We start from the raw sequence: 12,784 nt of genomic DNA on the forward strand, positions 1-12,784 counted from the left end.
TTGGCCTGACACGAGCGAAACGCTGATTACACGGCTGCAGAATCCTGCGGATCGACAGGCGTGGAGCGAATTTGCTTGTCTGTATGAACCTTTGATCTTTCGATTCGCACGTCGCAGTGGACTGCAAGAGGCCGACGCCGAGGATATCACCCAACGGGTGCTTTGGTCCGTCGCTCGCGCGGCCGATCGCTGGGAATCGGGAACCGATCGAGGACGGTTTCGCAGCTGGCTGGCGACAGTCACCCGAAATGCGGTGATTAACATGATTCAGCGAGAAAGTGAAATGCGAGGAACGGGATTGTCGGCTGGCTGGGAATTGCTGCAAGAAAGTCCGCAGAGAAGTCAAGACATGACCGCGATCTGGCAGCGGGAAAGGCGGCAGGAGCTATTTCGCTACGCGGCGGCACAAGTGAAAGACCACTTTGCGGAAGACTCCTGGCAAGCATTCTGGATGACAGCAGTCGAAGGGGCAAGCGTTAACGAAGGCTTGCGGCAGTTAGAAGTTCGCTTTGAAAATGATTGGAACCAATAATGACGAAACGTAACAACAACGTCGTGCAACGGCGCTCCCCCGTGCGAGGCGCGACCGGCACGGTACTGGCAATGCTCTTGTTGAGCATGGTGGCCTTCGCGCCAGCGATACCCGCACAAAACGTGACGGACCCGTTTGACACAAAAGCTTCGAATTTAGGGCGAGCGGACGATCGCGCTGACGCCCACGCAGATCTTCGATCGGCAGCGAAGCGAGCGGACGACCGTTCCCAAGCAGCGGCGGCGAAACTTCGACAATCGGGGACTGCAGAAACACTCGACCCGCGAGCTCGCGAGTTTCTCAGGAAAATGGTGCTCGACGCCTTCCGTGCTAGGCAACAGCTTAATGAGGCGGAATTGAAACAGATGCAGCAGCGAGTCGCCAAACTGAGTCGTCTGTTGGCAGCGAGACAAAAGTTGGAGGCGGAAATTATCGATCGACGAGTGGATGAACTCTTGAACCCCGATTTGCGATGGAACGCGGCCGCTGCCGAATCGGCTGGAACTGCAACTGCGAATTCGAATTCAGGGTTACTTGCGGGGCCAAAGCCTAGCCAGCCGCGACCGGTGACCGCATCTCGCACGAGGCATTTTTGGGTTGAATCGGATCCTTTCGCAGCATCGGTCGAACCGAACCTGTTGGCGAAAATCGATCAGGACGCCGAAGCTTACTACCGGGAATTGACGCACCAGTGGTTTGAACAAGAACCCGTAGCCTTCGCAAAGCTATGCGGGATCGATGTCCAGATCGCACCTCACGATGGACGCAGCAGCACAACCTACACGTTCAACGCTGATGGCAAAGTCGACGGCGCCATGATGCACCTGCAAGGGCGCACGGAAAGCATCCAGGGCATGCTACGACACGAGGTGATGCACCTCGTGATGGCCGCGCAGTTCAAGGTGCCTTTGCCACGCTGGATTGACGAAGGCATTTCGATGTTGCAGGAGTCTGAAGGAGTTCCTGAACATTTTCGCAAGCGAATCGCTGACGCTCAAAAGAACGGGACTCTGTTCCCGCTGAGTGAATTGTTTGCGATGAAAGAGTACCCGAAGGATGCGAATCTGATGTATGCTCAAGCGTGCATGATCGTAGACTGGTTGATAGGTCGAGGTGGCAAGAGGAAGTTGGCCGCCTGTTTGCACAGTGTTGAATCCGATGCCATGACAAACCAGTTGCCTGCGGCAATCGTGACGGCGTATGGCTTCGAGAGTTTGGCCGATTTGGAAGCTCAATGGTTAAACTCCCTCCAGCAAACCGGTGAAACGGAGGACGAGTAGGACCAGAGCCCAAGATTTTCCCCAGCCCCCACATCCCCAGCCCTCGAGCTTCAGCAGCAAAACTGACGCACTCAGGTGCAAACGCGAATTCTATCCAACTTAATTTGGATTGAATTTCGAAGTCGTTTGAATTCGTCGGATAGAAGTCACTGAACGCTGCAAAGCCTTGCGATTCAACGAGAAGCAGCTAGCCGCGAATCAACGCGACGCGCTGTTCTGATTTCGAATCGAGGCGACAAGACACCGTTAGAATCTTTTTACCGCGGCCCTGTCGAACTGCAAATATCGCAATCTGTTGTACTCAGTCATGTTGCGGCGGTGCTTGCGCAATCCGTTAGGGGCAGGATTTCATGGAACTTGCCGCTTGCCGTCAGCTGAGGTGAACTCTGGCTTTCTCTGACCTCCACATCCTGCAGGTTGTTCTCCTGAAAAACCCGTTTTACGGAGTGTATCACCTGGCAAAGAACAGCCTCGGAGTCGGCGTCTTCTCCCAATTCAATCCTTACCTCAAATTCTCTTTCGGCGGTTTGGACCAACTGAATGCGCCGGGCCTGCTCATGTTCGAGATCAAAGACCAAGGGCGACAATGCTACATCTCCGATATGAAGCAGAGTCGCCTGACGCCCCTCGACCTGAAAACTACGAAACGGTGAACCGCACGGACACGGGTCTGGATAGAACCTGAGACGATCGCCCATGTCATAGCGGATAATCGGTTGAACATCGTTAACGAGCACGGTCAGAAGAGCCGTGCCCGAAAGAGAACCATCAGGGACCGGTCGCATGTTTTCGTCAACCGCCTCTAGAATCACCCAGTCTTCGTGCACGTGATGGCGGCCATGGCTGCACTGCAACGACGGCGTGAAGCATTCGGTACTGGCATAGGAATTGAAAATAGTATGCTTTAAGGATGGGAACGCGTGACGAGCTTTCTGACAAAGATCATCCGTGAGAGTCTCTCCGCTAACTCTGAAAAGGGTCGGTTCAATATTCAGTCGCCCAGCTTCCTTCTCCCTGGCCAGAATCGACAATACACTTGGGTAAGTCACAATGGTGCCGATCCCATCGAGAGCACTGAGTTGCTCGACAATTTTCTCAATCGGTTGCCCGGCTTCAATAAAGGTCGTACGCTTCGCCAGCCAGGGAACCAAATGGTTTATCAGTTGGATAATGCCAGCCCCGGCAAAGTGACCGTTTCCGCCGCTAATCGCCACGTCCAATCCGGCTTTACGGGCTTCGTTAATTATCCTGAGTTGGCTTCGGTCCAGTCGAGCCAGGGTAATACCGTACAAAAGCTCGAAAACGGCTGATGGCAATACGATAACGGCTGGCTCACCTGACGTCCCGGAGGTTCGAAAAACAGCGACATCGCCAATGGGAACGCCCAGTTGATTGATATCGCGCATGTGTTCCCGTGCGCGGGTAAGAGGGAGATAACGAATGGTCAGCCAGTCATCGAAGTTACGCATCAGTTCGGGCTTTCGAGTCACCGGAAGCTCATGCAATTCGATAAGGCTGGAATCCCTCAAATCGGAATATAGTTTTCGAAACAATGGGGAATCCTGCCGCACTTTCTCAACGAGACGCCGAAGTCTCTTCAGCTGCCGGGCTTCAATTCTTTTACGTCCGCCCCGGGCTGTCCAAAGTCCTTCAACGAAGTATCCCAAGGTTCTCAGCAGGCTGAATCGCATCGAGCTAGGCTCCGAGGGTTAGGATGGCTGGAATTGGCTTTTCAAGCCGCTTCATCGTGCCGACTTGACGTTCATGTTGGCGAGTCGCTTTGGTTTGAGTTTCGCTGATGTTATCCGCGCGTTGATTTGTGTCGTCGAGATAACGCAGCTGATCGGTTGTAATCGCAATGGGCGTGCCAACATTGACGGTTCGTCTCTTTCGGCATGCGAGTTGCGTTTTAAAGTTCAACGGAACTCAGACGCTTCGACGCCATCCGATACGGAGCACGCTTCGATGCTCAAACTTCTGGTCGCCTTTACAGTCTACGACGGCCATACTGCGGAGATCGTCGATCGGATCGCATTGGCACTTCGCGACAAAGACTGTGCGATCGAGGTGTGCGAACTCGCGCGATCGGCACCCGAGTGGTGCACTGCTCGGGTCGATTTGATATCCGGGGAAAATCATGAAAAACGAGTGGGACATCATCGTCATCGGTTCTGGCATGGGTGGGATGGTCACCGCCGCAGCACTTTCCAGATTGGGACACAAGGTGCTGATGCTGGAACAGTACGACAAGCTCGGCGGCCAAACGCATAGCTTTTCGCGTGAGGGATTTTCGTGGGACGTCGGACTTCACTACCTCGGCGGATTCGGTCCGGATGTATCCGAAAAAGCGATGCTGGATTGGTTGTGTGACTCGCCGATCGAACTGGCTCCGATTGGTGCCGTTTACGATACGCTGCATATTGGCGACACGACTCCGCTGAAACTCTCGCGTCCCGCTTCAGCACAGCGAATAGACTTGAAGGAACGCTTTCCCGACGAAGCGGAAGCGATCGGCAATTGGTTTGACGCGATCATCGACGGCCGCGACGCTGTAAGCACCGTTGGGCAGGTGCGTTCCATGCCGTCCGTCTTTGCATCGGCCGTGAAGTGGTGGCGCGGGAAGAAACTTAGCAGATTCTGCGAACGCACAACCGTGGAAGTCGTCAATGAAATCACAGGCAATGCGGAACTTGCCAAGGTCCTGATGGCCCAATGGGGCGACTTCGGTGGTCGACCAACCACTTCGAGTTTTGCGATTCACGCGGCCGTGATGTATTCGTATCTGGAAGCAGGCGCTTACTATCCAGTCGGCGGGGCGGGTTCGATTGCCGAGCACCTGTTGCCCACCATTATGAACAACGGAGGCGAAACGCGGGCGGGCGTCGAAGTTACGTCGTTGGTCATGGAAAACGGAGTTGTCACGGGGGTCGAAACTGCGGATGGAGAAAAGTTCTGTGCGAAACGCATCGTGTCAAACATCGGCGCTCGCGAAACCGTCGATCGGCTATTGCCGGAGGGCCACGGCCACGACGATTGGGTAAATGAGATTCGGTCGATTGGGTCGAACATCTGTCACTACTCATTGTTCCTTGGCTTTGAGGGCGATGTCGAAGCGGCCGGGATGACAAAGTCCAACCATTGGCTCTATCCAACGGGCGAAGTCGATGTGCTATGGACGGACGCCCCCGATAGCGCGCCGGAGGCCATGTTCGTTTCCTTCGCGTCATTCAAAGACCCAGCTCACGATCCCGGTCCGGAGAAAAAATACGCTGGCGAACTGATGGTGTGGTCTGATTGGTCAACCGTCGAGAAATGGGCGTCCGTTCCACGGAGCGAGCGGGGGGAAGATTACAAGTCGTTCAAAAAGAAGATCGAGACGATCCTGCTGGACCAGTTCGCGAAGTACTTCCCGCGGTTGGCTGAACTAGTCGTCTTTCACGAACTCTCAACGCCGCTGGCAACCGCATCGATCACAGGGCACCGCATGGGGGCGTTTTACGGACTCGAGGTGACTCCACACCGCATCACGACCGAAGCGCTCCGCATGAAAACACCGATCGACGGACTTTACCTCACCGGACAGGACGTTCTGACGCCCGGTATTCCCGGAGCGTTCTGGGCCGGCTTTCTGTGCGCCGGCAGCATCGATCCCAAAGTCTTTATGCACATGAATGGGTAGACGAATTAGATTTGTCGTGCTGCGGTCATCGAAGTGCCAGCTACCCATCCCGAACTGATTTCTGTCAAGCAACCAGCCTGAGGTGAATCAGACCGCTGCGAACTGCGACAATTGCTTCGAACTGGCGGAGGCATCGCCCGCGAGCAAGCCGTAGTAGTTGTTGTTGTTGTTCGGCATGCGTTTAATACGAGTGACCGCATCAACTTCAGCGGTTTGCGTTTGTCTATTTATCGCGTCGGTGAAACCGATCTCGGAAGTTCGGGCTGCGTTGGAACGTCAGTGAAGCGGGGCACTAATGGCGCAAATCCGGTGCGACGTCGCGACCAAACCCATCAAGAGATGGTGACGGGATTTAAACTCTCTAATCCATTGCCGCAAAACAAATTAGTGCGATCGGCAAATTGGATTGGCGATATTCCAGATCCAATCGAACTCGCGAGGCGAAAGCGGTAAAACGCAGTAAACCGTTGCCGTTTGAAGAGAAACAGCTCGCCACAAATAAATGCAACGAGCTGTTTTGAAACAAAATTGGGGCGACAGGACACCGTTAGAACTTTTTCACCGAGGTGTTGTTGAGCTGCAAACAACGCAGCCGCTGCTGTGCAGACAAGTTACGGCCGTACTTACGTAATCTGGTTGCAGTACTAACGAGGGGAATGGGCGGTGCGACGTCGCGCATTGGTCGGAACACCGATGCAAGTCTGAAGCTTTGCTTAACCACTTTGGACTGTCCCAATTCCGTGCCGGAGACAGCAGTGAAACCATAAGAGGCCGTTCAGACCGCCGTTAGAATGTCGCAGGTAGTGTTATCTCTCGATGTCGGGTGTTAGCGGTTTCGTGGCGTTTTCCGTGTAGAATAGGAAGCCCCCGACAGGCCACTCTTCGTCCTGCTTGCTCGCACTCATCCCGCGACGTAAACTCTCCGTTGCCTTTCACGTTGTTTGAATCGCCACCGAGGACAATATGGCTTCCGAGCTAAAAGTGAAGCATTTCAAAGTTCGTGGTTCTGCCGATGACGGGATTACGGTGCATCAATGGGAGTCGGTCGAACACACTTGGCCGAATCACTCACACCCTGAATACAAACTGGGCGTTTCCGAAGGCGGGACGGGGACATTTTTCTATCGTGGCCAGCGATACTTCACCGGACCGGGGAAGCTGCTTGTCATTCACCCCAATGAAGTGCATTCGTGCACGGCTACCGGAGCGTGGCGTTATCTCTATGCTGCCCCGAACGTCATCGCCAGTATCGTCAGGACGTTTGACCGGAACGGTGATATCGAACCATTGTTGCTGCCCCCGGTCATCGACGACACGCAACTTGTGGAGCTCGTTTTGCAGGCTCACCGGGCGATGGACGACGGAGATTCGCAGTTGGATCAGGAATCAGCCTTCTATGAAGCCATCTGCGAGCTTTTAGTGCGGCACGCATCAATGCCGGACATTCCGAAAAAGCGGGGACGTGCGAACATTCGCAGAGTCAAGGAGAGCCTGGAAGCGAAATTCCGCGAGAATGTCTCGCTTCACGAACTCGCCCAATTGGCTGGGACCTCCGCCCCGTATTTAAGCCGCCTCTTCTCCAAAGAGGTCGGCATTCCCATCCAGGCCTATCTCTCTCAAATCCGCGTGCGTCGTGCGCAGCAGATGTTGATGGCCGGTGAGACGCTCGCAAATGTCGCCTACGCTGCCGGTTTCGCGGACCAGTCGCACTTCACGCGGCATTTCAAACGATTCATCGGGGTCGCGCCGGGAGCGTATTCCAAGGCGGTGAATCCATCGAGCAACTCCTGACGCGCCGTCGCAACCCCAAAGCCGTCCGGTGTCATGCGCAATAGATCGCGAAATGTCGGATGGCTCGCGCACTTCCGCTAAGAAATCCACCGTTTCGATGCCAAAGTGGACGAGCGCTGGGGACGATCCGCAGGTCCTGAGCCCGCGTCAATCCTTGCGGTCAATTCTTTTGACGGCGCGCAAAATCGTTCAAGAAGCTCCCCGGGCACCTCCCTAAACTCATGACGTTGAAGGGCTACAAGTCAGCCCCGGCTGTTGAAGTATTCGCTTCGACACCCATCCATGAACGCCAGGGATTCAATCCAGTCGCAATTCGCTGATTGGACCTGGACAACAAACACAACACACTCTTCTGCAACACCAATAGGATAAGAATTCGATGAATCTTGAACTCAACAATAAAACAGCACTGGTCACCGCATCAACGGGCGGAATCGGTCTGGCGATCGCGACTCGCCTGGCTGCCGAAGGGGCAACAACAATCGTCAATGGTCGCAGCGAAGCGAGCGTCGACACGGCGATTGGAAAAATTCGCGAGAGTCAACCGAAGGCCGACTTGATCGGGCTGGTTTCCGACAATGGGACGGCCGAAGGCGTCGCACGAACGATCGCCGAACATCCACAGATCGATATCCTGGTCAACAATCTGGGCATTTTTGAAGCGGTTGATTTTTTTGACCTGACGGACGAAGCGTGGCAGCACATCTTTGACATCAACGTGATGAGCGGTGTGCGTCTTGCACGGCACTATCTGAAGGAAATGCTGGAGCAAAACACCGGACGCATCATCTTCATCAGCAGCGAATCCGGCGTGGTGCCCGCTCCGGAAATGCCTCACTACGCGATGACGAAGACAGCACAGCTTGCCGTCTCGCGTAGTCTGGCTCAATTGACCAAGGGAAGCTCCGTTACCGTGAACACCGTCATGCCTGGATCGACGTTAACCCCAGGTGTGAAGGAATTCGTCAGCAACCTTTTCCCGGACCAGCCCTACGATTCGGCTGAGAAGCGATTCATGGCAGACAATCGGCCGACCTCGTTGATTCAGAGATTGATAGAACCGGAAGAGATTGCCAACATGGTTGCGTTTGTTGCCAGCCCACTCGCATCGGCTATCAACGGAGCACCAATACGAGTCGACGGAGGACTCATTCCAACGATTGCTTAACGTTGTCGGAAAAGAAACGTTAAGGTGACGCGGGCAAAAAAGGGCATCTGTTTGAACTGCCAAGGTAGCTGACAAGAAATCGCGTAAACCATTGCAATTCAACGAGAAACAGCTCGCCACAAATAAATGCGACGAGCTGTTTTAGATTCAAATCGGGGCGACAAGATTTGAACTTGCGACCTCTGCGTCCCGAACGCAGCGCTCTACCAGGCTGAGCCACGCCCCGTGGTGGATGATGCCCCTATTTTCATTGCGGTGTCCGACCTCGTCAACGGATCCATACTGGCTTGCCAATCAGTTTTCGCTGCATTGGTTTTGTCCGAGCTTCTCGTTTGTCCGCCCGCCGTGGGCTCGCGCGCGATGCAGCGCTGGCAATCGATGCCGAGGGTTACCGGAAGTCGCCTTTGAGATCCAAGTTATGGGTCGCGGACAATATTGAACGGTGCCCCATTCGTGCTTTTGTCCCTCCGGTGTTTTGTAGATACATGGACGTGCGCGGCCATTGCAAGCAATTTTCCCAGCGATTCCTCAGGGCTTCGAAGCTGCAAACATTTGTTGACGTGCCCTGAATCCTAACGGCTCTGCAAAAAACGCCGGGGCGGTGTCCGCTGCGATTCCTGTTTGCGTTGATCGTTTTTAGAAACCTTCCGCACACCCACGTGGGGAATGCCGCTAGAATGCGGGGGGGGCAGCCAAGTGTACAAAGATGGGGGATCGCCCGTTTCACCAACGATCCGTCTTCCATTTAGCCGGTTGGTGCCCTCGCGTTGCCGATGCCGCTTTTCTACCGGTGTTTTTGTACACCAAGTTGCCGAAACGTTTCGTATTCGATGACCGTTGCGTTGTTGAAAAGCACCCTTTCTTTTCCTCTCACTCGCTCGAATCACTCTCTCGAACTAGGACACTATCATGAAACGCTTTCTCCGGAACAGATTCCCATTGCTGCTAGCCGCCGGGCTGGTAGCAATTCCATTTGTGCTGATGGCACAAGACAAGGCCGAGCCGAACGCGGAAGCGGACGCGGGCAAGCCGGCCGAAGAGATCAAAGTCAGCGACATGACGCTGGCCGATTTAATGATCGTCTTAGCCAGCCCCGAAGACGCGTTGCCGCCTGAGATGCAAGATCCGGCGTTCAGCAAGTACGCCGATGTCTCGCTGCTGTCGGTGGCTTGGGGCGATTTGAATGCGGTACTGATGACCGACATCGCACTGCAGCTACAAGAGGGCGAACGCATCTTGCGACGACCGCACCATGCCATTGCTTCAGCCGACTTGTTACAAGCCGCTGCAAAAATCGCGGGCGAAAACAAAGACGACGCGACACTAGCTCGAATTAAAGCCGCTGCCGAAGCCGATGGCAACAAGGAACTGATCGGTCAGGTCGCAATGGCGGCGAAGTTGGGCGGTACCGCTCGCGATATGACTCCTTCGTTGCAGGTGCCTGTGGACCAAATTGACGCGGCTGACCTGGCGGATTTGCAAGGATTCTTGCTCGCCGTTCGCGCAGCACGATTGGGTGGTGATGCCAAGGTGCTGGAATCTCTGCGTGGAGAAGTCGACAAACTCGAAGGCGTGCCCAGCGCCCAAATTGAATCGCTTAAAAAGACGATCGACGATAGTTTGGTGATGGTCAAGCAAGCGGGCAAAGTCGATCCAACCGTCGATACTCTCGAGAAGATTCGTGGCGCAACGCGTGACTTCATCGGTCACTTCGGTCACGGCAGCTTCCATGGTCACTTTGGCGGACACGGCGGCCATGGTGGTGGTCACTTCGGCGGTCACTTCGGAGGCGGTCATGGTCACTACGGCGGCCACTGGGGTGGTGGTCACGGTGGTCACGGCGGACATGGCGGTAGCCACTGGGGTGGTCACTGGGGCGGTCACGGTGGTGGTCACGGTGGCGGTGGCCACTGGGGCGGTAGCCACCACGGACACCACTAGGTTCGCGGACATTCGTGTACCAAGAATGACATGAACCAAGAATGATTGAAACGACAGGACGGCTATCACGCTGTCTCTGTCGTCGCGGGGGGATTCGTCCGGCTGCAGAGTGAAATATCCGAAATAGTCCGGGCGGACTTCGGCATGACGCTTGAGTTGCCAACCGGAAGTATCGGAGGGATTGTTCCCTTCCGCTAAATGAGTAAATGACAGGCTGGAAGCCTATCCCACGTTGGAAGTGACGGTGATGACAGGCTGGAAGCCTATCCCACATGGGGCTACTTTGGATGGGGACGATACGATGAAATTTGACGACGACAACGAAATCGCTTCCGCTGAAACGTCAGCATCGAAAACAAAACCAAGCTTAAAAATCCAGTGGTTGGTTAGCCTATTGGTGGGCATCCATTTCTTTGCAATCCTGACCGCCGTCACCTCATCGGGCAGCGGCAAGTACACGTCGCCTTATGTGGCGATGCAGCTGAATGAACCTTTTCAGCCCTATCTTGAAACACTGTTTCTTCGAAATGGATATCGGTTCTTCGCGCCCAACCCAGGCCCCAATTTTGTCGTCTGGTTTCGCTTGACCTATCAAGACGGCCGGATTCGTTGGATTGAGTTCCCTAAACGCCAAGACTTTGCCACTCCGTTGGCATACACGCGGATGTTGTCGGTTGCCAACATGGGGTCGACCACCTATCCCGACGAAGATGATCCCGACAAAGGTTTCGTCAGCCCTGTGACGCAAATCTGTTTGTCGTCGTTTGCTCGGCATATCGGATCCGAAAAAGCGGTGACGCAATCGCTCCGTGACGAAGGCGATTTGATGTCGATCGAAATTTATCGTGTTGCCCACCTTTACATTATGCCGGACCAGATTCGTGAAGGTTGGGACTATACCGATTTGCGTCTGTATCAACCGATGTATTTGGGCGCATATCGCTCTGATGGAACTCAGATTGACAAAGACGTCGTTCGCTATTGCAAAACGCCGATCTTGGTGAGCGACATGATTAGCAATGACATTGTGCCCGAGCTTTTTAAGATTCCCGTTGAGGATCAAACGCCGGAGACTTTGTTAGCGGAACTTGACCGACTTGGGATACCCGAACCCGTTCGTCGCTTGGTGTACCAAAACCCCGAAATGATCGCACCCGACGCTGCGGAAGTGACCGATCACGTGCTGCGGGCACTCGGGCTCGATCCTGATGAGACTAATGAATAAGGGGCACTCGACTATGCAACGCTTGCTAACTTTATTGCGTCCAGTGCAAGCCTACGTGGCACAGCTGTGGAAAACGCTGACGGTGGGCTGGAGTGATTTCTGGTTCACATCCATCGATCCTGCGACGCTATCGGTCGTGCGAATTTGCGCTGGGTTTGTTGTCCTGTACATCTTCCTAAGCTGTGCACCGGAGCGATTAAATTTAATCGGGCCAAACGCTTGGATTGATTCTCAAGCGATTGGTAATTTGCAGCAACTTGGAACGGAATCGGCGGAAGGGACGGATGAGTTTGTCGCTCGGTGGTGGGGACAATCGATTTGGAACCATGTTCACTCCGAGGCCGCGGCATCGGCGTTGTACTGGGGCTTGGTGACGGCCGCGTTTTGTTTCATGGTGGGATGTTTTTCACGCACCGCCAATTTGTTGGTGCTGGTAGGGCATTTGAGTTTCGTCCATCGCAGTTACGTTGCCTGGTTTGGAATGGATTCGATCTTGGCGATGATCTTGTTGTATCTGTTAATCGGTCCGAGCGGACGAGCCTATTCGGTCGATCGCTGGATCCGAAATTGGCGTGCAAAGAAATCGGATTCGCCACTTCCCGAAACGGGCGACGACTCGTGGCTTGCCAACGTGTCGTTGCGGATGATTCAAATTCACATGTGTGTGATCTATCTCTGTTCGGGACTTGCCAAACTGCAAGGCGAGACGTGGTGGGACGGTACCGCAGTCCTTCGATCTTTGATGGGCTACGAATTGGCACCGGTGGACCTGCGTTGGTTGGGGAATTTCAGTGACGTTCAACTGGAGTGGTTTTCGTCACTTTCGGTCGTAGCGACGCTGGTGTTTGAAATCGGTTTTGCATTTTTGATTTGGAATCGATTACTACGTCCGCTGTTGTTGGTGGGGGCCATTGGATTGCACATGGGGATCGCAACGCTGATGGGGTTGATCGGATTTGGTTTGATCATGATTACGGGATGTTTGGCGTTCGTTGCACCGTCGTCGATTCGCTGGGTCATCGGCGTACTCACCGAACCAAAAGCGGCATCGACCGAACCGGCATTAGCCGAAACAGCCCCAACAGAGGACGTCGACGCGTCCGCGGAACTCTCTGGCGTCTGAACCAAGTATTTTCCCCCAGGTGGCAATCACAATGTGTTATTATGC

10 protein-coding genes and 1 tRNA gene are annotated in these 12,784 nt (G+C 54.4%); 8 read left to right on the top strand and 3 right to left on the bottom strand.

The window, feature by feature from the left end:
* The first annotated feature begins 34 nt into the window (after positions 1-34).
* Both SH528x_RS09795 and SH528x_RS09800 read left to right on the top strand, forming a co-directional pair.
* On the top strand, positions 35-532 hold the full coding sequence (locus SH528x_RS09795) for a sigma-70 family RNA polymerase sigma factor (RefSeq protein ID WP_442512104.1): 498 nt from the start codon (positions 35-37) through the stop codon (positions 530-532).
* Complete coding sequence (locus tag SH528x_RS09800) at positions 532-1,812, top strand: peptidase MA family metallohydrolase (protein WP_442510345.1); 1,281 nt, start codon at positions 532-534, stop codon at positions 1,810-1,812. The genes SH528x_RS09795 and SH528x_RS09800 overlap by 1 nt, the downstream gene beginning before the upstream one ends.
* Positions 1,813-2,117: 305 nt before the next feature.
* Here the strand turns inward: SH528x_RS09800 and SH528x_RS09805 are convergent, their stop codons facing one another.
* Together SH528x_RS09805 and SH528x_RS09810 are read right to left on the bottom strand one after the other, a co-directional pair.
* A complete protein-coding gene (locus tag SH528x_RS09805) occupies positions 2,118-3,503 on the bottom strand; it encodes a phenylacetate--CoA ligase family protein (protein ID WP_442510346.1) in 1,386 nt (461 codons plus the stop codon).
* A 4-nt stretch (positions 3,504-3,507) separates the two neighbouring features.
* A complete protein-coding gene (locus tag SH528x_RS09810) occupies positions 3,508-3,732 on the bottom strand; it encodes a hypothetical protein (protein WP_442510347.1) in 225 nt (74 codons plus the stop codon).
* A 217-nt stretch (positions 3,733-3,949) separates the two neighbouring features.
* On the opposite strand from SH528x_RS09810, the gene SH528x_RS09815 reads away from it, so the two are divergent.
* From SH528x_RS09815 to SH528x_RS09825, 3 genes are all read left to right on the top strand, one after another.
* Positions 3,950-5,491, top strand: coding sequence for a phytoene desaturase family protein (locus SH528x_RS09815; RefSeq protein ID WP_442510348.1), 1,542 nt, complete (start codon positions 3,950-3,952; stop codon positions 5,489-5,491).
* A 981-nt stretch (positions 5,492-6,472) separates the two neighbouring features.
* The gene (locus SH528x_RS09820; protein WP_442512105.1) at positions 6,473-7,282 is read left to right on the top strand and encodes a helix-turn-helix domain-containing protein; all 810 of its coding nucleotides are present in this window, start codon (positions 6,473-6,475) and stop codon (positions 7,280-7,282) included.
* A 379-nt stretch (positions 7,283-7,661) separates the two neighbouring features.
* Positions 7,662-8,450: an SDR family NAD(P)-dependent oxidoreductase gene (locus tag SH528x_RS09825; protein ID WP_442510349.1), complete on the top strand. Its 789-nt coding sequence runs from the start codon at positions 7,662-7,664 to the stop codon at positions 8,448-8,450.
* Between the two features lie 152 nt (positions 8,451-8,602).
* Here SH528x_RS09825 and SH528x_RS09830 read toward each other — a convergent pair.
* Positions 8,603-8,676, bottom strand: a tRNA-Pro gene (locus SH528x_RS09830).
* Positions 8,677-9,359: 683 nt separating this feature from the next.
* Here SH528x_RS09830 and SH528x_RS09835 point away from each other — a divergent pair.
* From SH528x_RS09835 to SH528x_RS09845, 3 genes are all read left to right on the top strand, one after another.
* Entirely contained in the window at positions 9,360-10,391 is a 1,032-nt protein-coding gene (locus SH528x_RS09835) for a hypothetical protein (RefSeq protein ID WP_442510350.1), read from the top strand.
* 301 nt (positions 10,392-10,692) lie between these two features.
* On the top strand, positions 10,693-11,616 hold the full coding sequence (locus SH528x_RS09840) for a hypothetical protein (RefSeq protein WP_442510351.1): 924 nt from the start codon (positions 10,693-10,695) through the stop codon (positions 11,614-11,616).
* A gap of 13 nt (positions 11,617-11,629) precedes the next feature.
* Entirely contained in the window at positions 11,630-12,739 is a 1,110-nt protein-coding gene (locus SH528x_RS09845; RefSeq protein ID WP_442510352.1) for an HTTM domain-containing protein, read from the top strand.
* The last annotated feature ends 45 nt before the right edge of the window (positions 12,740-12,784 follow it).

Source organism: Novipirellula methanifontis, assembly GCF_052161655.1.
Classification (GTDB): Bacteria; Planctomycetota; Planctomycetia; order Pirellulales; family Pirellulaceae; genus Novipirellula.

What these genes read in the sequence shown, in the direction of transcription:
- SH528x_RS09835 (WP_442510350.1), top strand. Translation starts at nt 9,360, where the DNA reads ATGAAACGCTTTCTCCGGAACAGATTCCCATTGCTGCTAGCCGCCGGG.
- SH528x_RS09815 (WP_442510348.1), top strand. Translation starts at nt 3,950, where the DNA reads ATGAAAAACGAGTGGGACATCATCGTCATCGGTTCTGGCATGGGTGGG.
- SH528x_RS09800 (WP_442510345.1), top strand. Translation starts at nt 532, where the DNA reads ATGACGAAACGTAACAACAACGTCGTGCAACGGCGCTCCCCCGTGCGA.
- SH528x_RS09825 (WP_442510349.1), top strand. Translation starts at nt 7,662, where the DNA reads ATGAATCTTGAACTCAACAATAAAACAGCACTGGTCACCGCATCAACG.
- SH528x_RS09840 (WP_442510351.1), top strand. Translation starts at nt 10,693, where the DNA reads ATGAAATTTGACGACGACAACGAAATCGCTTCCGCTGAAACGTCAGCA.
- SH528x_RS09805 (WP_442510346.1), bottom strand. Translation starts at nt 3,503, where the DNA reads ATGCGATTCAGCCTGCTGAGAACCTTGGGATACTTCGTTGAAGGACTT.
- SH528x_RS09845 (WP_442510352.1), top strand. Translation starts at nt 11,630, where the DNA reads ATGCAACGCTTGCTAACTTTATTGCGTCCAGTGCAAGCCTACGTGGCA.